The organism is Flavobacterium soyae, from assembly GCF_045348165.1.
Lineage (GTDB): Bacteria > Bacteroidota > Bacteroidia > Flavobacteriales > Flavobacteriaceae > Flavobacterium > Flavobacterium soyae.
The window spans coordinates 773,881-800,196 of the sequence record NZ_CP150845.1 but is presented as its reverse complement, the minus strand read 5'-3'; the positions used below and the strand labels follow the sequence as shown (position 1 = coordinate 800,196).

General features: G+C 34.1%; 22 protein-coding genes. 11 read left to right on the top strand and 11 right to left on the bottom strand.

Going from position 1 to position 26,316, the window contains the following annotated elements; translation table 11 throughout:
* Nucleotide 1: 1 nt before the first annotated feature.
* The 5 genes from AABD74_RS03680 to AABD74_RS03660 all read left to right on the top strand — a co-directional run bounded on the left by AABD74_RS03680 (nucleotide 2) and on the right by AABD74_RS03660 (nucleotide 10,059).
* Complete coding sequence (locus tag AABD74_RS03680) at nucleotides 2–1,603, top strand: GH39 family glycosyl hydrolase (RefSeq protein ID WP_406844710.1); 1,602 nt, start codon at nucleotides 2–4, stop codon at nucleotides 1,601–1,603.
* Between the two features lie 40 nt (nucleotides 1,604–1,643).
* A complete protein-coding gene (locus tag AABD74_RS03675; protein ID WP_406844709.1) occupies nucleotides 1,644–3,878 on the top strand; it encodes a glycoside hydrolase family 3 C-terminal domain-containing protein in 2,235 nt (744 codons plus the stop codon).
* Between the two features lies 1 nt (nucleotide 3,879).
* A complete protein-coding gene (locus AABD74_RS03670; protein ID WP_406844708.1) occupies nucleotides 3,880–5,385 on the top strand; it encodes a cellulase family glycosylhydrolase in 1,506 nt (501 codons plus the stop codon).
* A gap of 114 nt (nucleotides 5,386–5,499) precedes the next feature.
* A complete protein-coding gene (locus AABD74_RS03665; RefSeq protein ID WP_406844707.1) occupies nucleotides 5,500–7,449 on the top strand; it encodes a sialate O-acetylesterase in 1,950 nt (649 codons plus the stop codon).
* 198 nt (nucleotides 7,450–7,647) lie between these two features.
* Complete coding sequence (locus tag AABD74_RS03660; protein WP_406844706.1) at nucleotides 7,648–10,059, top strand: glycosyl hydrolase family 95 catalytic domain-containing protein; 2,412 nt, start codon at nucleotides 7,648–7,650, stop codon at nucleotides 10,057–10,059.
* Between the two features lie 336 nt (nucleotides 10,060–10,395).
* On the opposite strand, the gene AABD74_RS03655 is transcribed toward AABD74_RS03660, so the two are convergent.
* Nucleotides 10,396–10,944 (bottom strand): CvpA family protein, encoded by a 549-nt coding sequence (locus tag AABD74_RS03655; RefSeq protein ID WP_406844705.1) that lies wholly within the window; start codon nucleotides 10,942–10,944, stop codon nucleotides 10,396–10,398.
* 278 nt (nucleotides 10,945–11,222) lie between these two features.
* Here AABD74_RS03655 and AABD74_RS03650 point away from each other — a divergent pair, with 278 nt between their 5' ends.
* The 4 genes from AABD74_RS03650 to AABD74_RS03635 all read left to right on the top strand — a co-directional run bounded on the left by AABD74_RS03650 (nucleotide 11,223) and on the right by AABD74_RS03635 (nucleotide 13,865).
* Nucleotides 11,223–11,579 (top strand): hypothetical protein, encoded by a 357-nt coding sequence (locus AABD74_RS03650; protein WP_232681723.1) that lies wholly within the window; start codon nucleotides 11,223–11,225, stop codon nucleotides 11,577–11,579.
* A gap of 141 nt (nucleotides 11,580–11,720) precedes the next feature.
* Nucleotides 11,721–12,740 carry a phenylalanine--tRNA ligase subunit alpha gene (gene pheS / locus AABD74_RS03645; protein WP_406844704.1) on the top strand — a complete coding sequence of 340 codons (1,020 nt, stop codon included), beginning with the start codon at nucleotides 11,721–11,723 and terminating at the stop codon, nucleotides 12,738–12,740.
* A 124-nt stretch (nucleotides 12,741–12,864) separates the two neighbouring features.
* Entirely contained in the window at nucleotides 12,865–13,272 is a 408-nt protein-coding gene (locus AABD74_RS03640) for a hypothetical protein (protein WP_291147417.1), read from the top strand.
* A gap of 104 nt (nucleotides 13,273–13,376) precedes the next feature.
* Complete coding sequence (locus AABD74_RS03635) at nucleotides 13,377–13,865, top strand: hypothetical protein (RefSeq protein WP_406844703.1); 489 nt, start codon at nucleotides 13,377–13,379, stop codon at nucleotides 13,863–13,865.
* A gap of 110 nt (nucleotides 13,866–13,975) precedes the next feature.
* Here AABD74_RS03635 and AABD74_RS03630 read toward each other — a convergent pair whose 3' ends face one another.
* The 3 genes from AABD74_RS03630 to AABD74_RS03620 form a co-directional block, all read right to left on the bottom strand.
* On the bottom strand, nucleotides 13,976–14,971 hold the full coding sequence (locus tag AABD74_RS03630; RefSeq protein ID WP_232681726.1) for an NAD(P)H-dependent glycerol-3-phosphate dehydrogenase: 996 nt from the start codon (nucleotides 14,969–14,971) through the stop codon (nucleotides 13,976–13,978).
* A gap of 350 nt (nucleotides 14,972–15,321) precedes the next feature.
* Nucleotides 15,322–16,479, bottom strand: a complete 1,158-nt coding sequence (locus AABD74_RS03625; protein WP_406844702.1) for an iron-containing alcohol dehydrogenase — start codon at nucleotides 16,477–16,479, stop codon at nucleotides 15,322–15,324.
* 180 nt (nucleotides 16,480–16,659) lie between these two features.
* Nucleotides 16,660–17,421, bottom strand: a complete 762-nt coding sequence (locus AABD74_RS03620) for a type 1 glutamine amidotransferase domain-containing protein (protein WP_406844701.1) — start codon at nucleotides 17,419–17,421, stop codon at nucleotides 16,660–16,662.
* A gap of 86 nt (nucleotides 17,422–17,507) precedes the next feature.
* Between AABD74_RS03620 and AABD74_RS03615 the strand changes: the two genes are divergently transcribed.
* Nucleotides 17,508–18,413 carry a LysR family transcriptional regulator gene (locus AABD74_RS03615; protein WP_232681729.1) on the top strand — a complete coding sequence of 302 codons (906 nt, stop codon included), beginning with the start codon at nucleotides 17,508–17,510 and terminating at the stop codon, nucleotides 18,411–18,413.
* 494 nt (nucleotides 18,414–18,907) lie between these two features.
* Here the strand turns inward: AABD74_RS03615 and nadD are convergent, their stop codons facing one another.
* The 4 genes from nadD to AABD74_RS03595 form a co-directional block, all read right to left on the bottom strand.
* Entirely contained in the window at nucleotides 18,908–19,519 is a 612-nt protein-coding gene (gene nadD, locus AABD74_RS03610; RefSeq protein WP_232681730.1) for a nicotinate (nicotinamide) nucleotide adenylyltransferase, read from the bottom strand.
* Nucleotides 19,520–19,629: 110 nt separating this feature from the next.
* Nucleotides 19,630–20,202, bottom strand: coding sequence for a guanylate kinase (gene gmk / locus AABD74_RS03605; RefSeq protein ID WP_053473399.1), 573 nt, complete (start codon nucleotides 20,200–20,202; stop codon nucleotides 19,630–19,632).
* A 132-nt stretch (nucleotides 20,203–20,334) separates the two neighbouring features.
* A complete protein-coding gene (locus AABD74_RS03600; RefSeq protein WP_406844700.1) occupies nucleotides 20,335–21,195 on the bottom strand; it encodes a YicC/YloC family endoribonuclease in 861 nt (286 codons plus the stop codon).
* A gap of 199 nt (nucleotides 21,196–21,394) precedes the next feature.
* The gene (locus tag AABD74_RS03595; protein WP_406844699.1) at nucleotides 21,395–21,742 is read right to left on the bottom strand and encodes an arsenate reductase family protein; all 348 of its coding nucleotides are present in this window, start codon (nucleotides 21,740–21,742) and stop codon (nucleotides 21,395–21,397) included.
* Nucleotides 21,743–21,819: 77 nt separating this feature from the next.
* Here AABD74_RS03595 and AABD74_RS03590 point away from each other — a divergent pair, with 77 nt between their 5' ends.
* A complete protein-coding gene (locus AABD74_RS03590) occupies nucleotides 21,820–22,275 on the top strand; it encodes a DinB family protein (protein ID WP_406844698.1) in 456 nt (151 codons plus the stop codon).
* Nucleotides 22,276–22,314: 39 nt separating this feature from the next.
* On the opposite strand, the gene AABD74_RS03585 is transcribed toward AABD74_RS03590, so the two are convergent.
* The 3 genes from AABD74_RS03585 to AABD74_RS03575 all read right to left on the bottom strand — a co-directional run bounded on the left by AABD74_RS03585 (nucleotide 22,315) and on the right by AABD74_RS03575 (nucleotide 26,240).
* Complete coding sequence (locus tag AABD74_RS03585; RefSeq protein WP_232681734.1) at nucleotides 22,315–22,803, bottom strand: septal ring lytic transglycosylase RlpA family protein; 489 nt, start codon at nucleotides 22,801–22,803, stop codon at nucleotides 22,315–22,317.
* Nucleotides 22,804–22,892: 89 nt separating this feature from the next.
* Entirely contained in the window at nucleotides 22,893–23,315 is a 423-nt protein-coding gene (locus AABD74_RS03580; RefSeq protein ID WP_406844697.1) for a hypothetical protein, read from the bottom strand.
* Between the two features lie 108 nt (nucleotides 23,316–23,423).
* Nucleotides 23,424–26,240 (bottom strand): TonB-dependent receptor, encoded by a 2,817-nt coding sequence (locus tag AABD74_RS03575; protein WP_406844696.1) that lies wholly within the window; start codon nucleotides 26,238–26,240, stop codon nucleotides 23,424–23,426.
* Nucleotides 26,241–26,316 lie beyond the last annotated feature (76 nt).

Sequence of the window (26,316 nt, the reverse complement as noted above, 5' to 3'; positions counted from 1 at the left end):
AATGAAGAGAAACCTAACAATATTATTTGTTTTATTGTCACTAATCAATGTTGAATTGTTTGGACAGGAAATAAATGCTGCAAAAACAAAAACCAGTTCTGAAAACAGAACCATAAAAGTTGACTATAATAAAGAAGCAGGAAAACTAAATACAATGTTTAAAGAATGCGTTGGTGCGGGAAGAGCAAATGAAGGCTTGCGCGCCGACTGGCAGGAACAACTGGCATTAGTTAAAAAAGAATGTGACTTTAAATACATTCGAATGCATGGTTTATTGACAGATGATATGGCCGTTTATCGTGAAGATGAAAAAGGAAATCCCGAATATAATTATCAATATGTTGATGTTTTGTTCGATTATATAGTGAGCTTAAAAATGAAACCTTTTGTAGAATTAGGTTTTATGCCGAATGCTTTAGCGAGCGGAAAAGAAACTATTTTTTGGTGGAAAGGAAATGTTACGCCTCCAAAAGATTATAAAAAATGGGAAGATTTAATTCAAAATTTAACCCGGCATTTTACAGAACGTTATGGCGCAGAAGAAGTAAAAACATGGTATTTTGAAGTTTGGAACGAACCAAATTTATCTCCGGGTTTCTGGACAGGAACTCAGGCAGATTATTTCAAATTATATGAATACAGCGCACGTGCAGTAAAAAGTGTAAATAAAGATTACAAAGTTGGTGGTCCCGCTACTGCGGGAGCAGGATGGGTTCCAGAAACAATTGATTTTTGCGTTAAGAATAATGTTCCAATCGATTTTATTTCAACACATACTTATGGCGTAAAATCTGGATATCTGGACGAATTCGGAACTTCGGGAACTATTTTAAGTCAGGATGAATTTAGCGTAAGCGGCGATATTTTAAATTCAAGAAAACAAATTGCAGCTTCGGCAAAACCAAATTTAGAATTGCATTATACAGAGTGGAGTGCTTCGTACACACCTTCAGATCCAATTCACGACAGCTATCATTCCGCAGCGTATATTTTGCAGAAAATAAAACAAGTGGGCAATGCAGCAAATTCGATGTCATATTGGGTTTTTACCGATATTTTTGAAGAAGCCGGGCCAAGATTTACACCTTTTCACGGCGGTTTCGGATTATTGAACACGCAGGGAATTAAAAAACCGGCCTATTTCTCGTATTATTTAATGAATAAATTAGGAGAAACAGAACTTCAAAATGCAGACAAAGCTTCATGGGTTAGTAAAAACGAAAAAGGCGATGTACAACTTTTATTCTGGGATTTTACCAATACACATCCGGGTGATAAAGTTTTAAATCAAACCTATTATCTTCAGGATTTACCATCGAAACCAAAAGGCGTTGTGAAAATCGAATTAGACAATCTGGCAAAAGGAAAATACGATTTAGAAATTTACAAAGTTGGTTATAAAACACATGATGTTTATGCTGATTATCTGGCAATGAAGAGTCCAAAGCAGCTTAGTAAAGAACAGGTAAAACTTCTCAAAGAAAAAAATAACGATTGTCTGATCTCTACAGAAAAAATAAAAATCGATTCAAAAGGAATATTCAACAGAGAAATTGCAATTAACGAAAATGATGTTTATATGTTTAGATTCGTGAAACAGTAATTTCCTAAATAAAATCTCAAAAACTAAAAAACCACAATCAATGAAAAACAAATTTATATACTTCTCAGCAGTATTGGCAGTTATGCTGTTTGTTTCGTGTAAAAATGAAGCACAGAGTTCTGGTTCTGAAACAGCTCAGAAAGAATATCAGGGGAAAGAAATCGGTTCAGAACATGATGCCGAAATAGATAAATTAATTTCTCAAATGACACTTGAGGAAAAAATCGGAATGCTGCACGGAAACAGTATGTTTACCAGCGGCGGTGTAAAACGTTTAGGCATTCCGGAGTTAAAAATGGCAGATGGACCGCTTGGAGTACGTGAAGAAATTTCTCGCGACAATTGGGCTCCGGCAGGATTAACAAATGATTTTGCAACGTATTATCCGGCAGGAGGAGCTTTAGCCGCAACATGGAATGCTGAAATGGCCTATACTTTTGGAAACAGCGTTGGACAGGAATTACGTGCCAGAGATAAAGACATGCTGCTTTCTCCAGCAATCAATATGGTAAGATCACCATTGGGAGGAAGAACCTATGAATATATGAGCGAAGATCCGTTTTTGAATAAAAAAATTGCAGTGCCATTAGTTGTTGGCTTACAAGACAATGATGTTATGGCCTGCGTGAAGCACTTCGCTGCAAATAATCAGGAAACAAACCGTGATTTTGTCGATGTGCAGATTGACGAACGTACACTTCGTGAAATTTACCTGCCTGCATTTGAGGCAACGGTGAAAGAAGGTCATGCATATGCAATCATGGGCGCTTACAATAAATTTAGAGGAGAATATTTATGTGAGAACGATTATATGCTCAACAAAATCCTTCGTGACGAATGGGGATTTAAAGGAGTTGTAGTTTCAGACTGGGCTGCGGTACATTCTACAGTAAAAACACTTCAAAGCGGTTTAGATATTGAAATGGGAACGCCAAAACCTTTTAATGAATTTTTCCTTGCAGATAAATTAATCGCCGCTGCGAAAAACAAAGAAATCTCAGAAGCAGAAATCGATAAACATGTAAAAAGAATTTTACGTGTATTATTTCAGGTAAAAGCGATGGGCAGTAAAGACCGTGTAAAAGGAAGCATAGCAACCGAAGCACATTATCAGGATGCGTATAAAATTGCTGCAGAAGCGGTAGTTTTGTTGAAAAACGAAAACAACGCACTGCCATTAAAGCTTGACGGAATTAAATCTATTGCTGTAATTGGAAATAATGCCACAAAGAAAAACGCTCTTGGCGGATTTGGTGCCGGAGTAAAAACCAAAAGAGAAATTACACCGCTTGAAGGTTTAAAAAACAGACTTCCGTCATCAATTAAAATTAATTACGCCGAAGGATATTTAGAACGTTACGATGAAAAAAATAAAGGAAATCTAGGAAATATTACTTCAAGCGGTCCGGTAACAATCGATCAGTTAGATCCGGCAAAAGTTCAGGAAGCAGTTGAAGCCGCTAAAAAATCAGACGTTGCCGTTATTTTTGCTGGTTCTAACCGTGATTACGAAACAGAAGCATCTGACCGCAGAAACTTAAAATTACCATTTGGACAGGAAGAATTGATTCAAAAAGTATTGGCCGTTAACCCAAAAACGATTGTAGTTTTTGTTGCCGGAGCTCCTTTTGAAATTGAAAATATCAGCAAAAAAGCTCCAGCTGTAGTCTGGTCTTGGTTTAACGGATCTGAAGGAGGAAATGCTTTAGCCGATGTATTATTAGGAAAAGTAAATCCGTCTGGGAAATTACCTTGGACAATGCCTAAAAATATTATGGATTCACCAGCACATGCCACAAATAGTTTCCCTGGAGGAAAAACAGTAAATTATGCCGAAGGAATTTTGATTGGATACCGCTGGTTTGATACTAAAAATATTGCGCCTTTATATCCTTTTGGTTACGGATTATCATACACCGCTTTTGCTTTTGAAAATGCTAAAGCAGATAAAGTTTCTTATGCTGCAAATGAAACAATTTCTGTTTCTGTTGAAGTAAAAAACACAGGAAAAGCAGATGGAAAAGAAGTCGTTCAATTATACACTGCAAAATCAGATTCTAAAGTAGCCCGTGCGGCTCAGGAATTAAAAGGATTCTCAAAAGTCTTTGTAAAAGCCGGAGCTTCGCAAACAGTTACAATTAAAGTTCCTGTAAAAGAGCTGGCTTACTACGATGTTGCTGCAAAAAAATGGACAGTTGAGCCAGGAAAATACACTTTAAAAGTGGGGAATTCTTCAAGAGATATTAAAAAAGAAATTACTATAACAATCAAATAAAATGAAAAACACAATTAAAGTTTACCTGTTGAGCAGCATTTTATGCTTCTCTTTTTTAAGCCTTTGGGCTTGCAGTTCTGATAAAGAAGAAGAAAAAGCAGCAGTAAAAACACTTACTGTCGACACCAATAAAATTGATTTTGTAAGCAAAGGCAGTGAAGCCAGCATAAAAATCAATACAAATGTTACGGCGTGGGCAATTAGTAATCCAGGTTCAAGCTGGATCCAGATAAGTCAGGCTGGAGGAACTTCTGGAACCATTACCGTTAAAATAACAGTTTCAGAAAACACAAATACAGCAGCAAGAACCGGAACTATTACAATTAGCTCAAGTGAAACTTCATCTGTTCAAATTTCGATTACTCAGGCAGGTGCTGCGGTAGTTACAAGTTTATACCCAAGTTACAATACAAACCCAATTGCGGCAGACCAATCAGGAATGTCAAGTACAGCTGTACAATTAGCGGCAAAAATAAAATTAGGCTGGAACATTGGTAATACAATGGAAGCAATTGGCGGAGAAACAGCTTGGGGAAATCCAAAAGTTACAAAAGCGTTGATCGATGCAGTAAAAGCAAACGGATTTAATGCAATAAGAATTCCTTGTTCATGGAATCAGAATATGGCAAATGCTTCAACAGCACAACTTAAAACAGAATGGCTGGATAGAGTTAAAGAAGTTATCCAATATTGTGTTGACAATGATATGTATGTTCTTGTAAATATTCACTGGGACGGCGGCTGGCTGGAAAATAATATTACCGAAGCTAAAAAAGTAGAAAACAATGCCAAACAAAAAGCTTTTTGGGAACAAATCGCAACACATTTACGTGGATTTGACGAGCACTTACTTTTTGCCAGTGCAAACGAGCCGAATGTTGAAGATGCAGCGCAAATGGCAGTTTTAACTTCGTACCATCAAACTTTTATTAATGCAGTCCGTTCTACCGGAGGAAAAAATGCATATCGTACTTTAGTAGTTCAGGGGCCATCAACAGATATCGAAAAAACAAACAAATTAATGACTACACTGCCTACAGATTCAGCAGCAAGCCGTATGATGGTGGAGGTTCATTATTATGGCCCGTGGAATTTTGGAGGTTTGACTAAAGATGAAACCTGGGGGAAAATGTTTTATTATTGGGGAGCAAATTATCACTCAACAACAGATACAGAACGAAATGCAACTTGGGGAGAAGAAGCAGATTTAGAGAAAACCTTTAAATTAATGAAAACACAGTTTGTTGATAAAGGAGTTCCGGTTTTGCTTGGAGAATTTGGAGCAATTCGCAGAACAACTTTAACAGGAGACGCTTTAACTTTACATTTAGCTTCGAGAGCTTATTATTTAAAAACTGTTGTAAAAACAGCTCGAACAAATGGTTTATTACCTTTTTATTGGGACGAAGGAAGCATTGGAAATAATGGTTTCGGGATTTTTAAAAGAAGTGATAATACCGTTTTTGATACTCAGGCTTTAACAGCTCTGAAGGAAGGATTACAGTAAAAAAAAAGAGCTAAACCATATAAGTGATATAAGAAAATTTAAGTTTATAATTATTTTTTGACTTGATTTTACTTATATCACTTATGTGGTTTTAACAATTCAAATTAGAAAGGAATGAAAAAAAGTATCTTATTTATTTTTCTGATAATAAGTGTTTTAACTAACGCAAATGTCAAAATGCCTTTGCTGTTTTCAGACGGAATGGTGCTGCAGCGTAACAAAGCGATCCCAATTTGGGGTTTTGCCGATGCAAATGAAAAAATAGAGGTTCATTTTAACAAACAAATACAAAAAACAACAGCCGATAAAAACGGAAAATGGACTTTAAATCTAAATTCTGAAAAAGCCGGCGGACCTTTCGAATTAATAATTATCGGGAAAAATAAAATCACCATAAAAAATGTTTTGGTTGGTGAAGTTTGGATTTGCAGCGGGCAATCGAATATGGAATTTCGGGTTTCAAAAACCATAAATGCCGAAAAAGAAATTGCCGATTCAAATTATCCAATGATTCGTCATTTTGGAGTTGCACAAGATTTAAGCGGAAAACCAAAAGACGATTTAAAAGCCGGAAAATGGGAAGCAGCCAATAAAGAAACTGTTGGTAATTTTACAGCAGTAGGATATTATTTCGCCAGAAAATTATATGCTGAATTAAAAATTCCAATTGGAATTATAAATACTTCCTGGGGCGGAACTAATGTCGAAACATGGACAAGTCGTGAAGCATTCCAAAAAAGTGATGAGTTTAAAACCTTGATTACTGGTGTTCCAATGGTGAATGTCGATTCTATTTCGAAATTGTACGCCAAACAAATGAAAGAAAGAATCGAAAAAGTTCAGGGAACCCCGGTAAGTACAGAAAATGAAAATACTTTCAAAGATCCGGTATTCAACGATGCTTCCTGGGGCGAACTTAATACGCCAAGTTTATGGGAAAATCAGCCTTTAGAAGATTTAGACGGAGTGGTTTGGATGCGAAAAACGATAACACTTTCTGCAGAAGATATTAAAAACAAAGCAACACTTCATCTTTCAAAAATCGACGATGAAGATATTACGTATCTAAACGGAATCGAGGTGGGCAGAAACACACAATACGATGTAAAACGTGTTTACGAAATACCGGCAAATATTTTAAAAGAAGGTAAAAATGTAATCGCAGTCAGAATTGTCGACAACAGCGGCGGCGGCGGAATCTACGGCGACGCAGCCGATTTAAAACTAAGTTTAGGCAGTAAAAATATTCCGCTTGACGGAAGATGGAAATTCAAAGTTATTGTCGTAAAAACATCTTTGTCACCAAACAGTTACCCATCGTTATTATACAATGCAATGGTAAATCCGCTGGTTCCGTATGCCATTGAAGGTGTTTTATGGTATCAGGGCGAAGCCAATGTTTGGAGAGCCAATCAATACAAAAAAGCATTTCCGTTAATGATTACAGATTGGCGAACAAAGTTTAAACAAGGTGATTTTCCTTTTTACTTCGTTCAATTGTCAACTTTTAATGAGCAAAATGGCAACAGCAAAGTTGGCAGCCGCTGGGCAGAACTTCGTGAAGCACAATCTGAAACGTTAAAATTGCCAAATACAGGAATGGCTGTTACGACAGATATTGGGAATGCAAAAGACATTCACCCAACTAACAAACAAGACGTTGGTTTACGTTTGGCAGCAATTGCTTTAAACAATGTTTACGGTAAAAAACGAGTTTACAGTGGTCCAACGTACAAATCGCAGGAAATCGCAGGAAATCAAATTATTTTAACTTTCGATAATATTGGTTCGGGATTAACAGCTTTAGATAATTCTGAAAATCTAAAAGGATTCGAAATTGCGGGTGCCGACAAAGTTTTTCATTCCGCGAAAGCGATAATAAAAAACAACAAAGTAATTGTATCAAGCGATCAGGTTCAAAATCCTGCGGCAGTTCATTATGGCTGGGCAGACGATGATACTGAAATTAATCTTTTCAATAAAGAAAAATTTCCTGCATCACCATTTAGAACTGATAATTGGGAAATGATTACGGCGAATGAAGTTTACAAAGTGAGTAAATAGTTATTAGTCCTTAGTAATTAGTGAGAAGTAAAAAGTCTTTTGAACAGTTTTTTGAAACTTGTTTGAATGAAAAATAAATTAAAAATGTTTGTTAGGAACAATACATCGGTAGCAACGGATGAAATCTGTTGTTAAAAAGTCAATATTCAATAATGTTCCGTAGGAACATTTGATTGGTAACATTTAAAACGCAGCAAAATGAATTCAAACCTCATAAAATTTTTTCTCATTTTACTTTTCACCTCTTACTGCACAAACATTTCGGCACAATCGAAACATGTTTTATGGTACAAACAGCCTGCCGAATTTTTTGAAGAAAGCTTAGTTTTAGGAAACGGAAAAATGGGTGCAACAGTTTTTGGCGGAGTCAATTCAGATAAAATTTATTTGAATGATATTACGCTTTGGTCAGGTGAGCCGGTAAATGCCAATATGAATCCTGAAGCTTACAAAAATATTTCCGCAATTCGTGAAGCTCTTAAAAACGAAAATTATAAGCTTGCGGAGGAATTAAATAAAAAAGTTCAAGGCAAAAATTCTGAAAAATATGCTCCGCTTGGAACAATGGAAATCAAAAATTCCAATAACGGAAAAGTTTTGAATTACTACAGAGAGTTAGATATCTCTAATGCTGTTTCAAAAGTCAGCTATGAAATTGACGGTGTAAAATTTACTCGTGAATATTTTGTTTCAGCGCCAGACCAAATCGTGGTTATCAAATTAACCAGCAGTCAAAAAGGAGCTCTAAGTTTTGACATTAATTCAAGCAGTCTGCTACAGTCAAAAGTTACCGTAACAGACAATGTTTTGACAATGAAAGGAACAGCTCCTATTAATGAACACTCGAATTATCAGGTTCAGCCTTCTTTTCTTCAGCAGAAAGAAAGAGGAACACGATTTACAACTTTGATGAAAATCAAAAATACTGATGGAACAATTGTAACCGGAAACAATACAATTGGTGTAAAAGATGCGACAGAAGCCGTAATTTATGTTTCGATTGCAACAAGTTTTAATGGTTTTGACAAGAACCCTGCTTCGGAGGGGGAGGGATTAAATGACAAATCGATTGCGTTACAAAACTTAAATAAAGCATTTATAAAATCATTTGATAAATTAAAATCGTCCCATATTGCCGATTATCAAAAATTCTACAACCGTGTAACGTTAGATTTAGGCAAAACCACAGCACCAGATTTACCAACAGACGAACGTTTACTGCGTTACGCTGACGGAAAAGAAGATAAAAATCTAGAGATTCTTTATTTCAATTACGGTCGATATTTATTAATAAGTTCTTCAAGAACATTGGGAGTTCCTGCGAATTTGCAGGGAATCTGGAATCCGTATTTGAATCCGCCCTGGAGCAGTAATTATACGATGAATATTAATCTAGAAGAAAATTACTGGCTGGCAGAAAACACCAATCTTTCAGAAATGCATCTGCCGCTTTTGAGTTTTATTAAAAATCTTTCGGTAACCGGAAAAGTAACGGCAAAGACTTTTTATGGAGTTAATGAAGGCTGGGCGGGGGCGCATAATTCTGATATTTGGGCAATGACAAATCCCGTTGGACAATTTGGAAAAGAAGAACCAATGTGGGCATGCTGGCCAATGGCTGGCGCATGGCTGAGTACACATATTTGGGAACATTATATTTTTACTCAGGATGTGATTTATTTAAAGAAAGAAGGTTATCCGTTAATGAAAGGTGCCGCTGAATTTTGTCTTGGATGGATGGTAACAGATAAAAATGGAAATTTAATTACATCACCATCGACTTCACCAGAAAACCAATATAAACTAACAGATGGTTTTGTCGGAGCAACAATGTATGGCGGAACTGCCGATTTAGCGATGATTCGCGAATGCTTTGATAAAACGATAAAAGCCTCAAAAATTTTAAATATTGATGCTGAATTTAGGGGTAAACTTGAAAAAACACTTTCAAAACTGCATCCGTATCAAATTGGTAAAAAAGGAAATCTGCAGGAATGGTATTTTGACTGGGATGATAATGACCCGAAACACCGTCATCAATCGCAGTTATTCGGACTTTTTCCAGGTGATCATATCACGCCTTTAAAAACTCCAGATTTAGCCGAAGCTTCCAGAAAAACACTGGAAATAAAAGGTGACGAAACAACAGGCTGGTCAAAAGGCTGGCGAATCAATCTTTGGGCAAGACTTTGGGACGGAAACCGTGCTTATAAAATGTTCCGGGAGTTATTACGTTACGTTGATCCTGATGGAAAGAAAACAGAAACGCCAAGAAGAGGCGGAGGAACATATCCGAATTTATTCGACGCACATCCGCCATTTCAAATTGATGGTAATTTTGGAGGAGCTGCAGCTGTTGCCGAAATGCTAGTGCAGTCTAATGAAAATGAAATTAGATTACTTCCTGCTTTACCAGATGCCTGGGAGCAAGGTTCTGTAAAAGGAATCTGTGCAAGAGGCGGATTTGAATTAGAAATAACATGGAACAATAAGAAACTGGAAAAAGTAATTGTTTTTTCGAAAAAAGGAGGAAAAACAACGTTGGTTTTCGGGGATAAAAAACAAAATATCACTTTGGAAAAAGGCCAGAAATTAGAAATAAACTGGTAATTCTTATTTTGAAAACTAATGTCACCCTGAGCGAGAAGTCGAAGGCTCGATTAATATAAAAGTGCTTCGATTTCGCTCAACCTGACTAACGGATGAATAGCCTCCAGTTTTAACTGGAGGTTTTTTAGTTTCAACAACAAACGGCTTTAGCCTAAATACATTATTTTGGCTAAAGCCTTGTATGTATATCTATTCTCAAACCTCCAGTTAAAACTGGAGGCTATTAATCTTTCTTGAAAAGAAAAAACTTTTATAAAAGTTTTAAACTTTTATAAAGGTTTTTTTCTAATTGATAAATATGATTAAACCCGACAGGTTTAATTATTCGTACAGATATTATTCTTCTTTAGCAGTTTCTTTTTCTTCTTCAGATTTTTCAGTCTGCTTTTCTTTAAAAGTTTCGTACCATTTTTCAATAGAAGGATAAACAAAAGCAGCCACTTTTTTCACCGGATTATAGAAAATAGATTTATCTAAAGTTTCTTTTTTAGCGAAAGTATTATTGAAGTTAATTTTTTCAAACAGAGCAATAAAAATACTTAAAATCAGGATTGTTTTTAAGATTCTGAAAAATCCTCCGCCTAATTTATTCATCCAGCCCAGCATTGCAAAATCAGCAATTCCGGTTAATATTTTAGCAAGGAAATAAACACCAATTACTACCAAAATAAAAGTTAGGATAAAAGCAGTGATCTGAATAGTATTTGGGTTCCACGAAACATGTTTTGAAATCATGCCGGTCATTAAAGAAGAAAATTTAATCGCAAGATAAATTCCCAATAACAGCGAAATAAAAGAAGCAACTTCTACAAAAAGGCCGTTTTTAATTCCTTTATAAAGACTATAAATTAAAAGCGCGGCAACGATAATATCAAAAAAACTCATGTTTTGGTATGTTTAATAAAGGCGCAAATATATGTTTTTTTAAGGTTCAGAGGCTCGGTGTTGCAAAGGTTCAGCCGTTTTTAATCTTGATTTATCTAATATTTAAAATCTATGTTTCTATGTGTTTAATTTTTTTAACGTGTTTGAATTTGAACTGTGTATCTTTGCAAATCAAATTTTAGAATTCAGATTGCGATTCTGCCCCCTTCAGAATCAGATTTTTCAGCAATCTAATATCTAAAATCAACAATCTAAAATCAACAATCTAAAATCATATAATGTCTAGAGATATACAACTAAAAGAGCGCTGGGAAAAGCTCGTCGATATACTTTCAAATCAATTTTCGCAAGGCGAAGACTTAGATTTAGATGCCATAATTTACCTAATTGGAGTTCAGGAACTCGGAAAAATACACCGTGAATTCAAAAAAGATGAAAAACTAAACTTAATGCATATCGCGATCTGCAGATTGCTGGAGCCTTACGGGTTTTATGAATTTGATTTTTTTGATTCAGAAGGCTGGCCGCATTACAAAGTAAAAGAACAATTGCCTGCACTAAAAGCCGGAGAACAATCTGTTTTAATGAAAGAAGCAATTGTGAATTATTTTTTAGAAAGAAAACTTATAGAGTAAATAATTTTAGATTTTAGATTTTAGAGTGTAGATTTTAGATTTTGGATTAAAAATATAGGAGAAGTTTGGAATACTTCTAACGTCTAACCTTTAACATCTCACTTTTTTACTTAAATTTGTACTCTCAATTATTGAAGGAAAATGATAGATAAGATAAAACAGCATATAGAGGAAGCTAAAGCCTTTAATGAGAAAAATAAAGAATCTTTAGAGCAATTCCGTATTAAATATTTAGGCAGTAAGGGTTTATTGAAAGAACTTTTTACTGAATTTAAAAATATTCCAAACGATCAGAAAAAAGACTTTGGACAAGTAATTAATACCTTAAAAGCTGTTGCTGAAGAAAAAGTAAAGGTTATTCAGGAAGAACTTGAAAGCAAAGAAGAAACAAAAGGGATTTTTGGCGATTTAACACGTGCTGCAGAACCGGTAATTATTGGTTCTCGCCATCCTATTTCTATCGTAAAGAATCAGATTATAGATATTTTTGCCAATATTGGATTCAACGTTTCTGAAGGTCCGGAAATCGAAGACGACTGGCATAACTTTACTGCATTAAATTTGCCAGAATATCATCCGGCGCGTGATATGCAGGATACATTTTTCATCCAGACAAATCCTGATGTGTTATTGCGTACGCATACATCATCTGTTCAGGTGCGTTATATGGAAAATCATAAACCGCCAATTCGTACTATTTCACCGGGACGTGTTTTCCGTAACGAAGCCATTTCATCACGTTCGCACTGTATTTTCCATCAGGTAGAAGGATTGTATATTGACAAAGATGTTTCTTTTGCAGATTTAAAACAGACGTTACTTTATTTTACTAAAGAAATGTTCGGAAAATCTAAAATCCGTCTTCGTCCGTCGTATTTCCCATTTACAGAACCAAGTGCTGAAATTGATATTTATTGGGGACTAAAAACCGAAACCGATTACCGTATTACAAAAGGAACGGGCTGGTTAGAAATTGGAGGATGCGGAATGGTTGATCCAAACGTTTTGAAAAACTGTGATATTAATCCAGACGAATACAACGGTTTTGCTTTTGGAATGGGAGTAGAGCGTATTGCAATGCTTTTATACCAAATTGGCGATATCCGTATGTTCTATGAAAACGATGTTCGTTTCTTAGAGCAGTTTAAAGCAAATATATAAGTTGCAATTTTAGATTTTAGACTATAGATTTTAGATTAATTCGAATGTCTAATTTATTATCATATTATAATAAACCTTTGTTGAAGTTTAGGCTTTGACAAAGGTTTTAAAGCTTTTAATAAAAATGAAAAAAGATATAACAATTCCAGAAGTAGAGAACGTATTTATTGCTGCGGTGCAGGAATGGAGCGATGATTTTATGGAAAAAGTGTGGTACGCTTATCTGGTAAACGACAGCGATTTTAATTTAGACAGTGTCATGGTAGTTTCAAAAGCATTTGGAACTATTGATGGCGAAATGAAAAAAACATCGGTTTTACGTCACGCTTTTGTTGAAGTTCCGGCTGTTTCTGTAGTAAAGATCGAAATGATAGAGAAAAGCCTTTTAGTTTTGAATAATGAATTTATGGTAACGTTCTTTATCGGAAATACTTTGTACGATAAGAAATTCATATTCAAATCTAATTTAATCAACGAAAATAATACGGAAGAAGTGCCGATTTTGTTTGTTGAAGGAATAATGGTGAAGTAAGTTTAAGTTACAGTTTTTAGTAACAGTTTCAATAAAAAAAGTCCGTTTCTAAATTTTAGAGACGGACTTTTTTTATATTAGCCTCGCGTTTCAATAATTTAAATATGCTTAAAAAACACCCAAGACTACTTATAGGTTTATTAATTGTTATATTGTCAACGTTCTTCTTTTTTTGTATTATGATGATTCCGCTTTTAATAAGCGAACCTTATGAAAGTAACAAATACAATGAAATTGAAGCAAAAGGAGTTAATATTACAGGAACAGTAATTAACATAAGGCAAAATTTAAACATCACTACAAATAATGATCACCCAACGGTTATTAGTTATAAGTTTAAATGGAAAGGGAACGAATTAAATTCTAAATTTAGAACTGTCGATAATGATAAAATTGTTAATTTAAAAATTAATGACGCTTTACAAATTAAATATTTAAATGGTGAATCTAAAGTTGCAGGTTTAAAGCCTTTTGCTTTTTCGATTACTCCTTTTTTAATGATTCCTCTTCCGTTTTTTATAATTGGATTATCATTGATCTTTTTTTCTTTAAAACCTTATTTGACTGAAAGAAGGGCGAATAAAAAGATTTAAGCTTTAATTGAAATAAAAAAGAGTCAAGACGAAATTAAATAAGTCTTGACTCTTTTTTTATGTTTAATGAAAAATCTTTTTTCTTGCTTCTTGCCTCTATTTTCTAAAACTTAATCTAAAGACTCCGTCAATTTCTTAAATACAGACTTCGCATCTTTCCCATCGTATAAAACCGCATAAACAGCGTCTATAATAGGTGTTTTTGCTCCGTAACCCTGATTTAGTTTATAAGCACTTTTTGTTGCGTAATAACCTTCGGCAACCATGCTCATTTCCATCATGGCACTTTTTACTGTATATCCTTTTCCAATCATGTTTCCGAACATTCTGTTTCTTGAGAAAACGGAATATCCTGTAACTAATAAATCTCCTAAATAAGCAGAATCATTAATGTTACGTTTCATTTTATGAACTTTACGGATGAATTTTTTCATTTCGCGAATTCCGTTACTCATCATAACCGATTGGAAATTATCTCCATAACCTAAACCGTGAGCAATTCCGGCAGCGATTGCATAAATGTTTTTAAGCATTGCTGCATATTCGGTACCAATAATATCATCAGAGATTTTAGCTTTAATATAATTTCCTGACAATGATTTTGCAACTGTACGGGCTTTTTCGGGATCTCCGCACGCAATTGTTAAGTACGAAAGTCTTTCAAGAGCAACTTCCTCCGCATGGCAAGGACCTGTAATAACACCAATATTATAATAAGGAATATCGTATTGAATGTGAAAGTGTTCACCAACGATTAAACTTGTTTCAGGAACAATTCCTTTAATGGCAGAAAAAATGATTTTATCAGCTAATGAAACCGTCATGTTTCTTAATTCGGCATCTAAAAAAGCAGATGGAATCGCAAAAATAATATAATCAGCAAATTCAATTGCTTCGTTTATATTGCTTGTTAATTTAAGTTTGTTTGTGTCAAACTCAACAGAACTTAAATAATTTGGATTGTGTTTGTATTTTTGGATATGTTCGATTGCAGATTCATTACGCATATACCAGGCAATTTCTGAAAGATTCACACATAGCATTTTTGTAATTGCCGTTGCCCAGCTTCCTCCTCCAATTACTGCAAATTTTAATTTTCCGCTCATTATTTTAATAATTTAAAACAAAAGTACTTAATAATGTAGTAATAATACAAAATCTGATTTAAGAAATTTGACGAAAGTCTTTAATTTCAATGGTTTTCAGCATGTTTGGGTAAAATAAAAAATATTTTTAACAAGTATGCAATAAAGAATAAAAAGGTGCGTTGTAACTAATTGTAAATTAGAATTTAATGAATTTATCAAGAATTGAGTTAGTTAGTTTTGTTTTAGTATTTTGAAAAGGCGTTCCTAAACTTGTTAAGAACGCCTTTTTTATTAGTTGGCAGTGATCCGTTTTTTAGTGCTCACTTTTTACACTTTGGCTGACCACTAAAAAACTGATCACTGATTACTTAATAACTAAGCTCCACAATAGATTTCACTTTATCTAAAGTTACCAGTTGATTTTCGCCTAAACCTTTCCAGCCCCTTTCGTCGAAACGATTTACGATAAAATCTGCAGTTTTGGTATAATCATCTGTATATTGAGAAAGTTTTGTGTCCATTCCCATTGTATGGAAAAACTCAACCGTTTTATTAATCGCTTCTTTTGCCACTTCGTCATCAGAACCAGAAAGGTTGAAAATACGTCTTCCGTATTGTGCTAATTTCCCTTTTTTAGTTTCAAACATTACATTATATAAACTAGGGCCTATAATTGCCAAAGTTCTCGCATGATCAATTCCGTAAAGAGCCGTTAATTCGTGGCCAATCATATGTGTTGCCCAATCACTTGGAACACCTTTTTGAATTAATCCGTTTAATGCCATTGTACAGCTCCACATAAAGTTTGAAGCCAAAGCATAATCATTAGGGTTTTCAACCACTTTTGGGCCAACTTCAATTAAAGTCTGCAAAATTCCTTCGGCAATTCTGTCTTGCAGATAACCTTCGTGCGGATACGTTAAATATTGTTCCATTACGTGCGTGAAAGCATCTACAACACCGTTTTGAATTTGTCTTTTTGGTAAAGATTCAATTACAGTTGGGTCGCAGATAGAAAATTTTGGGAATAATGCGCTTCCGCCAAAAGCCAGTTTTTCCTGTGTAGATGCAATTGTAACAACAGATCCTGAATTCATTTCGCTTCCTGTCGCCGGAAGCGTTAAAACAGTTCCGAATGGTACAGCGTTTTCTTTAATCAGAATTCGTTTTTGTAAAATATCAATCGGATTTCCTTCAAAATTAACGGCTGCCGAAATAAATTTCACACCATCAATTACAGATCCGCCGCCCACGGCAAGAATGAAATTAATTTTCTCTGCTTTGATAACTTCAACAGCTTTCATCAAAGTTTCAAAATGCGGATTTGGCTCAATTCCTCCAAATTCTACAATTTCAAAGCCTTTTATGTTTGCGATTACCTGATCGTAAACACCATTTTTAAAAATACTTCCACCTCCATAAGCCAAAAGAATTTTTGCGTCTTTTGGAACTAAAGTCGAAAGTTTTTCAATTTGTCCTTTTCCGAAAATTAAATTTGTCGGATTATATAATTCAAAGTTTAGCATTTTTTTAGAGTTTCTAAGATGCTAAGGTTCTAAGGGATTAAGTTTTTTCAAACTTAATATTTTAGCAGCCCAGCATCTCTTTGTTATTTTTCTTTTTTAGGTTCTAAGTTTCTAAGATTCTGAGGTTCTAAGTTTTTTAAGAATTTAATCTTAGAACCTCAGAATTTTAGTACCTTATATTTATTTCAATTTTTCTAACAATTTTCCTGCTACCAATTTAGATGACGCCGGGTTTTGACCTGTAATTAAAAGTCCGTCTTCAACGGCATACGGCTGCCAGTTTGCACCTTTAGAAAAAATTGCTCCGTTTGATGCCAAAGCATCTTCTAATAAAAATGGAACAACTTTAGTTAATCCTACAGCTTCTTCTTCAGCATTTGTAAATCCGGTTACTTTTTTGCCTTTTACTAAATAATCGCCTTTTACTTTTACATTTTTCAAAACTGCCGGAGCATGACATACAAAAGCTACAGGTTTCTTATGGGTATAAAAAGCTTCAATTAAGGCAATAGAATTCTTGTCCTCAACTAAATCCCAAAGTGGTCCGTGTCCTCCAGGATAAAAAACTGCATCGTAATCTTTTTGATTGACGGTTGATAGCTTCAGCGTGTTTTTTAATTTCTCTTGTAAAACTTTATCAGAGTCAAAACGTTTTGTGTCTTCTGTAGCAGATGCCGGATCGGCACTTTTTGGATCAATTGGCGGCTGCCCTCCAAGTGGAGAAGCAATTGTAATTTCTACTCCCTGATCTAATAATTCATAATAAGGCGCAGCAAATTCTTCAGACCAGAACCCTGTTTTTTCTCCAGTATTGCCCAGCTTATCATTACTGGTAACAACAAATAATACTTTTTTCATACCTTTTTTATTTAATTTTTGAGCTACAGCTGAAACACCTGCAGTGGTAAATGCAATTATTGCGAGTAATGCTATTTTTTTCATAAGATTAAAATTTTTGACAAATTTACGCCGAAAGTGATATCAGTAAAAATAAAATAAACTATGTTTGTTATAAACAAATTTATATCATGGTTAATCTAGAATGGTACAGAACTTTTAAAGCAGTTTACAAGAACGGCAATTTTTCAGTTGCCGCAAAAGAATTATTTATGAGCCAGCCTGCAGTAAGTCAGCAGATTTCTATGCTTGAGGCTCATGTTGGGAATAAATTGTTTAATCGGAAATCAAAAGGGGTTGAGCCGACTGAATATGCTAAGTTACTGAATAATTTGATTATAGATGCACTCGACAGACTCGAAAGTGTCGAAGCTGGTTTCAGAGCTAAAGCAGAAGACGCTAACCGATTAATTTCTATCGGAGTTTCGAAAAATCTTTTTGACTGTATTGGAAATCTTTTAATTTCTAAGTTTGATTTAATCGATTTTACTTTTGCAGAAAATGATGAGCTTTTTGAATTAGTTAATTCGAAAAAACTCGATTTTGCCATTACCACAAAAAGGTTTGATACGTTTGATACTACTTATGAAATTGTTGGAAAAATTAAACTAATAATGGTTGCGCCAACAAGTTTAGACATTACGGAATTTCGCCAAAGATTAAAAGCCGATAATTTTACGGAAATTGAACAATGGCTCAATGCCCAAAAATGGTACAGCCATGATGCGCGAATTCCGCATATAAAATTGTTCTGGCTTCATGCTTTTAATAAAAAAAGACCATCGATGGTTCCTAATTATATTATTCCTTCAGAATCTGAAATGCTTAAGCTTTTAGCCAAAAACGAAGGAATTGCCGTAACCTGGAATTGTAATGCAAGAAATTATATCAAGCAAAATAAACTGCAGTTAGTTTGGAACAGTTTTCATGTTCCGGAGGAATTTGTGTATTTGTTAACTCCCAAAAACAATAATCTGAATTCGTTTTTTGAAATTATTTCTAAAGAGCTAAAATTGTTTTATGGTAATAGGTTGTAGAGGCTTTTTTAGTTATTGAATATTTAATCTTTATTTTAAGATGTAAATTTTTTCTTTTAACTTTTTCGTGTAAATAATTTAAAATCAATAACTTATTAAAGTGTTAAAAGATTTTTTACAGTGGTTATTATAGCTTTTATGGGCTTTTCCTGCGGTAAGTATAATTAATTCAAGTTGCTAGTTTAATAATTCAATAAATAAATTGGCTCTAAAAAAGTTTAATGCCTACGGGATATTTTTTCTGGTAGATTTTATTATTCTGCTGCCAATCTTTGTCGATTCCTGTGTAGGATTTATCCTTTGTCGAAATGACAAGATTATGTTTTTTTCTTTTCCAGAGAAATCAATTGCCTCCAGTTTTAACTGGAGGTTAGAAAATAGTAGTGTAATTGGGCTTTAGCCAAAATGAAGTGTTTGGCTATAGCCCTTGGTGGTTAAACTAAAAACCTCCAGCTAAAGCTGGAGGCTATTAATTATTTTTTAAAGTCAAATCTTTATTTTTTATAAAAATTATTATGATCGATATATTCCCAAACTTTCGGCGGTAACAAAGGCTGAATATTTTTGCCTTCTTTAATGCTGTTTCGAATAAAAGTCGAAGAAATCTCTACAATTGGCGCATCAATTACATGAATTTTTGGATGCGATTTTAATTCTATATTTTCAGGTTCATCAGAAATTGCTTCGCCAGTTCGTCCTTTGTCCTCGAGTCTCGGATAAACATAAATATCATGATTTTCAAGAATCACCTCGTAGTTTCTCCATTTATGAAACGTTTTCAAGTTATCTTCTCCCATAATTAAAGAGAATTGATGATTGGGATATTTCTCTTCTAAATGTGCTAAAGTAATTACGGTATAATTGGGCTGAGGTAATTTAAACTCAATATCCGAAGGTTTGATTTTCGGATAATCCTCAGTTGCCAGATAAACCATTTGCAAACGATGATGATCATCAAGCAAGGTAGCTTTCTTTTTTAACGGATTATGCGGCGTAACAACCATCCAAACCTGATCTAAATCTGCAAATTCGGCCATGTGATTGGCAATTATTAAATGACCAACATGAATGGGATTATATGTTCCGAAGTAAAGACCTATTTTCATTTTTTAGAGTTTCACAGAGATTCGCTAAGATAGCACAAAGATTCGCAAAGTTTAATTAGAACTCAGCGAATCTCTGTGATTTTTTCTTTGTGAATCTCTGCGGAATAAAATTACTTATTTACAAAATCCTTAACCAATTGATGTGCTTCTTCTAAAGCAACTGGTAAATCATAGTTTTTGATAATCACGTCAAATTGTGGCGCAGTAGCTAATTCTACAGACGCTTTTGCAATACGCATATTGATTTTATCGTCGCTTTCTGTAGAACGCTCTTTTAAGCGGCGTTTAAGTTCGTCTACGCTTGGAGGTTTTACAAAAACAGCTAAAGTTTGTTCCGGAAATTTATGTTTAATACGTAAACCACCAGCAACATCAATGTCGAAAATTACATTTTTTCCTAAAGCCCAGATTCTTTCAATTTCAGATTTTAACGTACCGTAAAAGTTATCGCGGTAAACTTCTTCCCATTCCAGAAAATCTTCAGCTTTAATATGTTTTTTGAATTCTTCCAGCGAAATAAAATAATAATCTTTTCCGTGGACTTCCTCACCGCGCGGATCACGTGATGCTGCTGAGATCGAAAATTCAAGATTTAAATCTTCTTGTCCTAATAAATGTTTTACTATAGTTGTTTTTCCTGATCCCGAAGGTGCCGAAAAAACAATTAATTTTCCTTTGTTCATTGTGTATGCTTTGGGTTTTAAGCAATATGCTCTAAGCTTTTATTTATGCTCTAAGTTTTAGGCAGTAGGCCTTAGGCTATAATTTGATTTCGTTTTTAGCTTATTGCCTATAGCTTAAAGCTTATTGCGTTTTTATAAAACATTCAAAACCTGTTCTTTAATCTTCTCCAATTCATCTTTCATCATCACAACCAGCTTCTGCATTTGTGCATGATTTGATTTTGAACCCATTGTATTAATTTCACGACCCATTTCCTGTGTTATAAAACCTAATTTTCGGCCATTTGCTTCGCTTCCGCCTAAGGTTTCGATGAAATAATCTAAGTGATTTGTTAAACGGACTTTTTCTTCTGTAATATCTAATTTTTCAAGATAATAGATCAATTCCTGCTCAAAACGGTTTTCATCAACGTTAACCTGTAATTCTGCAATTGCTGTCTGCAAACGATCTTTAATTGCCTGAACACGTTCCGGATCAAGTGCCAAAGCATCATTCATATATTGACGGATGTTTCCAATTCGAAGATTAAATTCTTTTTCAAGAGATTCTCCTTCGTCTTTTCTAAAATTTAAAATATTTTGCAAAGCTTCGTCAATAATAACCTGAATTTGCTCCCAGTCGTTTTCATCGATCTCCTCACGTTCTGTTTTTAATGTATCGGGCATACGAACGGCCATTTTCATTAATTCAGTTTCATCAGCATCAGCATAAACCTCTCTCAATTGTGCTATATAATTTTTCACAACAGGAACATTTACTTTTGTCGAAGTTTGTTCTGCTGTACTTTCGACATAAATCGCAAAATCAATTTTTCCCCTTTCGAGTTTAGTTGAGATTTGGGTTCTTAAACCTAATTCCATTTCACGGTAAACCGACGGCATTCTTACGTTTAAATCTAAACCTTTACTGTTTAAGGATTTTACTTCGACTGTGATTTTTTTTGTAGGCAATTGCAAAGAAGCTTTGCCAAACCCTGTCATAGATTGTATCATATAATTGAGTATAAAGGCGCAAAGATAAATAAAAGTTTGCAGTGTTATGATGTAAAATACTATTCAGTAAGGTATAGAGGTATTTAAAGTTTTTTTGCCGCGAATTTCACGAATTTACACTAATTAATTTCACAGTTTGTGAAGTTATTAAGCTTAAATAAAATTCGTGGAAATTCGTGAAATTTGTGGCAGGATAAATTTAGCTCAAAGCCTGAATAACTTCTGCTACATTTTTCTGGCTGTTGCCAATGTAAATTTTGCCATCAATAATAAAAACCGGACGGCTTAAAAAAGTATAATGTTCTAAGATGTATTTTTTAAAATCAGCCTCAGTCAGCGATTTGTTTTTTAAATCCATTGATTTGTATAATTGCGCTTTTTTGCTGAATAAAGCTTCGTAACTTCCTGATAGTTTATACATTTCTTCCAATTCTGCTTCGGTGATTGGGTCTTGCTTAATGTCGTGAAAAACCAAATTATTTTCAGGAAGACTTTTAATAATTTTGCGGCAAGTGTCGCAAGATGCTAAGTAGTATATTTTGTTCATTATTTTATTTTGTTAGAGTACAAAGAAAATTCATTTGAAACTTAAAATTGCCTAATTTTAGAAAAAAAAATAAAATTATGAGTTCAGTTTTTGAAACACAAAAGACTATTAGGGAAATCCTTGTAAAAATTTTAGATAATCATTCGTTAGAACAATTAAATAAAATCCCGGACGGATTTAAAAATAATTTGATTTGGAATATTGGACATTGTATCGCTTCACAGCAGGTTTTAGTTTATAAATTATCAGGTCTGCCTTTACATGTTTCGGATGAATTTATAGGTAAATATTCAAAAGGAACAAAACCGGAAGCTGATGTCTTGCAGGAAGAAGTGAATGAGATTAGAGATTTGCTTACCCAAACTTTGCTTCAAACAGAAAAGGATTATTCAGCCAATGTTTTTAAAAATTATAATCAATATATGACCAGTATGGGTTTTGATTTAAAAAACATTCAGGATGCATTAGATTTTGTTAGTTATCATGAAGGAATTCATGCCGGAATCATTATGAGTATTAAGAAATTTATTTAAATGAAAAATCCCGTTCTGTAATTGCAGAACGGGATTTTTTTATTCTATTATCCTTTCGATAGTTACTTTCATAGCACCGGCACCTTTGTACTTTGTGATTTCCATAAAAGCTCGTTTTGAAAGGTCTATTTCACGAGTTTTTACAAATGGGCCGCGATCAGTTATTTTTACAATTACAAATTTTCCGTTTGCTTCATTTGTTACTTTAACTCTTGTTCCAAAGGGAAGTTTTTTATGTGCAGCGGTATATTTGTTGTTGTTAAATCTACTGCCGTCAGCAGTTTTTCTACCATTAAAACGGTCTGCATAGTAGGAAGCATGTGCCGTTTTTTTGTATAGTTTTAGTTTTAAACCGTTGTCTGTAAATACAGAATCAGTTGGAATTGCAATAATGTTTGGTCTGGCATTTTTTACAGTATCCTGAGGTGTTTTGGGCTCAATTACAGGCTTTGTTTGACTTATTACGTAGGTAAAACAACTCAAAAAAGTTATTGCAAATGCGGTAAGTATAAAGTTTTTTTTACTCATGGTTTATTTTTTTTCAGACTTGGGGAGTTTGTACAAATAATATGCCGAGATAAAAAAAGCCCTTTTATGAGGGCTTTAATTGGTATTTTTTAGAACCAAAGGTTCCATGGGATTCTACTTAAAATAAGTATTAATCCTAATCCGTAATAAATAACAAAGGTTTTATGTTTTGTTTCACTATTAATTAATTTTTTATGCTTTGACCATCCAATAGTTATTAAAACTATAGCAATTAGATTAGTAAGCGGATGCTCTAGTGATGTTAATCTTAATGCTGCATTAGACATTTGACCAAAAGCATTTTTTCCTAATGGAGAAACGAAATAAAGGATTAATCCGATTAGTAATTGTGTATGTGTCCCGATTAATGCAAATAAAGAAATTTTACGGTCTTTTGCTGTAAATTCTTTTTTAGAAGTCAAGCCAATAATGGCATTGATTACTGCAAACAATAAAAGCAGTAAAGCTAGATATGCCCAGCCAGAATGAAGCTTTTGAATAAAATGATACATAAACTGTGTTTTTTTGTTAAAAACAAATATAGCAAAATTGGTCAAAAAAAAGCGGCATTAAACTTTAAAAGTCAATGCCGCTTTAGATATTTATTTAGATTCTAAATATTAGAAATCGTAACGTAAGCTAAAGTTCCAAGTTCTACCGAAACCAAAGTATACTTGGTTACTTGTTGCAATTCCTTTATAAACTTGTCCAGATGATTGGTAAGTTGGTCCAGAAGTACCAGAGATAAAATCGTCAGCAAAAGTATTAGTTCTTGACTCAGCGATATAAATTCTGTCTAAAACGTTGTTTACGTTTAATCTAAAGTTTACTGATTTATCTTTGTTTTTACCAGTTAACATTTTGTATGAGAAACCAGCATCCATTAATCCGTAAGAAGGTAATTTTAATGAACCTTTATTATCTGGAGAAGCGAAGTTAATCGGGCTGATTCCAGCGTATAAATTGTCATTAAAGTTATAGTTAGCGTCAACAGTTACTCTTGTTAAAACTTCGTAAGAAGCTCCTAAAGATGCTGTCAATTGTGCAGCGTCACCAACTTTTACTTTGTCCATATATACTGTAGTAGCACTATATCCTGGAACCGGTGTGTTGTCAGCTTGCCAGTAAGCATTTACAGTAGCATTTCCTTTGTATTCCCAAATTCCGTAAGAGAACATACCAGTAAGTTTTAACTTCTCAGTAATGTTAGAGTATCCTTCGAACTCGATTCCTGAGTGAACCTCATTAAGACCAACATATTCTGTATATGTTGAGTTTGCAGGAATTGTTGCAGATGTTGGAAGTGCGTTACCTTTTAAGTATCTGTCATTCCAAGTAGTGTTGTAAAGGTTTACAGTAGCATTAAAGAATCTAGAACGGAAACCATATCCAGCCTCAAATCCTATAATTTTCTCATTTGTTAAGTTAGGGTTTACTGTAGACTTGTTATTTGGATAAACTGAATTAAAGAATGGTTGTCTTGAGTAATATCCGGCATTAGCGTAAACATTGTTTTTTTCGTTAATGTTGTAGTTTGCACCACCTTTTACGTTTCCACCTAAGATGTTTTCGTAATCTGTAGAAGACAAAGGATCTGTTGGTAAGTAAACGAAATCGTCTTCTCTTTTAAATCCTTGTTGAGAAACAGCCCCTTGAATAAATGCAGTTAAATTGTCTTTAGAGTATTCTAATTGTGTAAATGCACCGTACCATCTAACTTTTCCAGTACTGTTAAAAGAAATTTTTTCGTAACTTTTTTTATCGAAAACATTCCATTGAACATCTGTTGGGTAAGTTGCTGTAATATGTCTTCCAGCTGGTTTTAAGCTGGCAACACTATTATCATAAAATTCATCAGCTCCTAACAAATCATTTACTACTGTGAAGTGGTATCCTGTATACGTTCTTGCATCAAGACCAAAATCTAAAGTTAAAGTGTTAGTTAATTTTTTGTTTAAATTAATTACACCTCCAAACCAGTCATGTGAGTTAATTGAAGAAGTTTGTGATATACCTGAAGTTCCTGTGCTGGCACCTCCAGGAGCGTTCGACCCTGTTGAAAAAGTATTTTGATAAACACCTCCAACTTTAGCTCTTGTTTGTGGTCCTGTAAAACCATTGATAAATACAGGCTGTCCTGAGTTGTAAGCATAAATTTTGTCGTAATCAATTAGACCATCAGCTGTTCTAAAAGCAACCAAATCATTATAAGTTTTTCCTCTAATACCCCCTGTAGCGCTAGCTCCGGCCCCACGACCCATTGATGCATAAAGTACGGTCGAAAGTTTAGTAGTTTCGTTGATGTTATAATCCCAGTTAACAGAAGCAATTGGCTTATGGTAATAATTTTTTCTGATGTTATACATCTCTCCATTTAAATACCCTGCATCAGCATTGTATCGAATGTTTGGTTCATCAAGAGAACCATATTTTTGATAAGTAGCAATTGTAGAAACAGTTGATCTTTGGTTGTGCCATTGTGGTGCACCAGTTACTGTTAATTGAAAATCGTGTTTGTTATTTTTAGTAGAATATCCTAAAGCAACGAAATAGTTAGAACCTTCAAATGGAGTTCCATTAACATATCCATCTCCCATTGTTTGAGATAATAATACAGAAGCAGAAAGACCATTTTCTAATTTTCCAGTATTGTATGAACCTTGAATTTTGAAGTTTCTTGCGTTACCAAATCCAGAAGAGAAGGACCCGCCTTCTTTTTTATCTGAAGATCTGGTTACAATGTTAATTGTTCCCCCTACAGATGGTGTAGCCAATTTAGAAGAACCTAAACCTCTTTGAACCTGCATAGCAGATGTAACATCTGATAAACCTGCCCAGTTACTCCAGTAAACAGAACCATTTTCCATGTCGTTAACCGGCATACCGTTAATCATAACAGCAATATTGTTTTGGTTAAAACCACGAATGTTAATTCTTGAATCTCCAAATCCACCACCTGATTTAGTAACGTAAACTGATGGAGTATTTCTTAAGATTTCAGGAAATTCTTGAGTACCAAGTTTTTCTTGAATTTCAGCAGCTTTAATTGTAGAAACAGCAACCGGAGTTTTTCTGTCTTTTGCAATATCTACAACTGTACTTTTTACAACAATTTCACTTAATTCGTTTGAGTTAGATTCTAAAACGATAGTTCCTAAATTTGTTGTTGAACCATTTGAAACTGAAAATTTTACAGTTTGGCTTTGATAACCTAAGTAAGAGATAACAATTTCTCCTACACTTGTTGTTGCATTGAGGGTAAATTTACCATCAAAATCTGTTGAAGTCGCTGCGCTAGATCCTTTGATCTCAACGTTAGCGCCTGGTAATGAACCAGTACCATCTGTAACAGTACCAGTAACTTTTCCTTGAGAAAATACGGTTGAAACTATCATAAAAAATAGTCCGGTAAGTAACCAATTTTTCATTTTCTTCATTTGTTCTTGAGTTTATTGTTTTTGGCAAAATTATAACAATTAAATCGGATAATGTTATCAAAATGTTAAGAAAAAT

Coding starts and splice junctions, on each gene's coding strand:
- AABD74_RS03680 (WP_406844710.1), top strand. CDS start 2: ATGAAGAGAAACCTAACAATATTATTTGTTTTATTGTCACTAATCAAT.
- AABD74_RS03675 (WP_406844709.1), top strand. CDS start 1,644: ATGAAAAACAAATTTATATACTTCTCAGCAGTATTGGCAGTTATGCTG.
- AABD74_RS03670 (WP_406844708.1), top strand. CDS start 3,880: ATGAAAAACACAATTAAAGTTTACCTGTTGAGCAGCATTTTATGCTTC.
- AABD74_RS03665 (WP_406844707.1), top strand. CDS start 5,500: ATGAAAAAAAGTATCTTATTTATTTTTCTGATAATAAGTGTTTTAACT.
- AABD74_RS03660 (WP_406844706.1), top strand. CDS start 7,648: ATGAATTCAAACCTCATAAAATTTTTTCTCATTTTACTTTTCACCTCT.
- AABD74_RS03655 (WP_406844705.1), bottom strand. CDS start 10,944: ATGAGTTTTTTTGATATTATCGTTGCCGCGCTTTTAATTTATAGTCTT.
- AABD74_RS03650 (WP_232681723.1), top strand. CDS start 11,223: ATGTCTAGAGATATACAACTAAAAGAGCGCTGGGAAAAGCTCGTCGAT.
- pheS (WP_406844704.1), top strand. CDS start 11,721: ATGATAGATAAGATAAAACAGCATATAGAGGAAGCTAAAGCCTTTAAT.
- AABD74_RS03640 (WP_291147417.1), top strand. CDS start 12,865: ATGAAAAAAGATATAACAATTCCAGAAGTAGAGAACGTATTTATTGCT.
- AABD74_RS03635 (WP_406844703.1), top strand. CDS start 13,377: ATGCTTAAAAAACACCCAAGACTACTTATAGGTTTATTAATTGTTATA.
- AABD74_RS03630 (WP_232681726.1), bottom strand. CDS start 14,971: ATGAGCGGAAAATTAAAATTTGCAGTAATTGGAGGAGGAAGCTGGGCA.
- AABD74_RS03625 (WP_406844702.1), bottom strand. CDS start 16,479: ATGCTAAACTTTGAATTATATAATCCGACAAATTTAATTTTCGGAAAA.
- AABD74_RS03620 (WP_406844701.1), bottom strand. CDS start 17,421: ATGAAAAAAATAGCATTACTCGCAATAATTGCATTTACCACTGCAGGT.
- AABD74_RS03615 (WP_232681729.1), top strand. CDS start 17,508: ATGGTTAATCTAGAATGGTACAGAACTTTTAAAGCAGTTTACAAGAAC.
- nadD (WP_232681730.1), bottom strand. CDS start 19,519: ATGAAAATAGGTCTTTACTTCGGAACATATAATCCCATTCATGTTGGT.
- gmk (WP_053473399.1), bottom strand. CDS start 20,202: ATGAACAAAGGAAAATTAATTGTTTTTTCGGCACCTTCGGGATCAGGA.
- AABD74_RS03600 (WP_406844700.1), bottom strand. CDS start 21,195: ATGATACAATCTATGACAGGGTTTGGCAAAGCTTCTTTGCAATTGCCT.
- AABD74_RS03595 (WP_406844699.1), bottom strand. CDS start 21,742: ATGAACAAAATATACTACTTAGCATCTTGCGACACTTGCCGCAAAATT.
- AABD74_RS03590 (WP_406844698.1), top strand. CDS start 21,820: ATGAGTTCAGTTTTTGAAACACAAAAGACTATTAGGGAAATCCTTGTA.
- AABD74_RS03585 (WP_232681734.1), bottom strand. CDS start 22,803: ATGAGTAAAAAAAACTTTATACTTACCGCATTTGCAATAACTTTTTTG.
- AABD74_RS03580 (WP_406844697.1), bottom strand. CDS start 23,315: ATGTATCATTTTATTCAAAAGCTTCATTCTGGCTGGGCATATCTAGCT.
- AABD74_RS03575 (WP_406844696.1), bottom strand. CDS start 26,240: ATGAAGAAAATGAAAAATTGGTTACTTACCGGACTATTTTTTATGATA.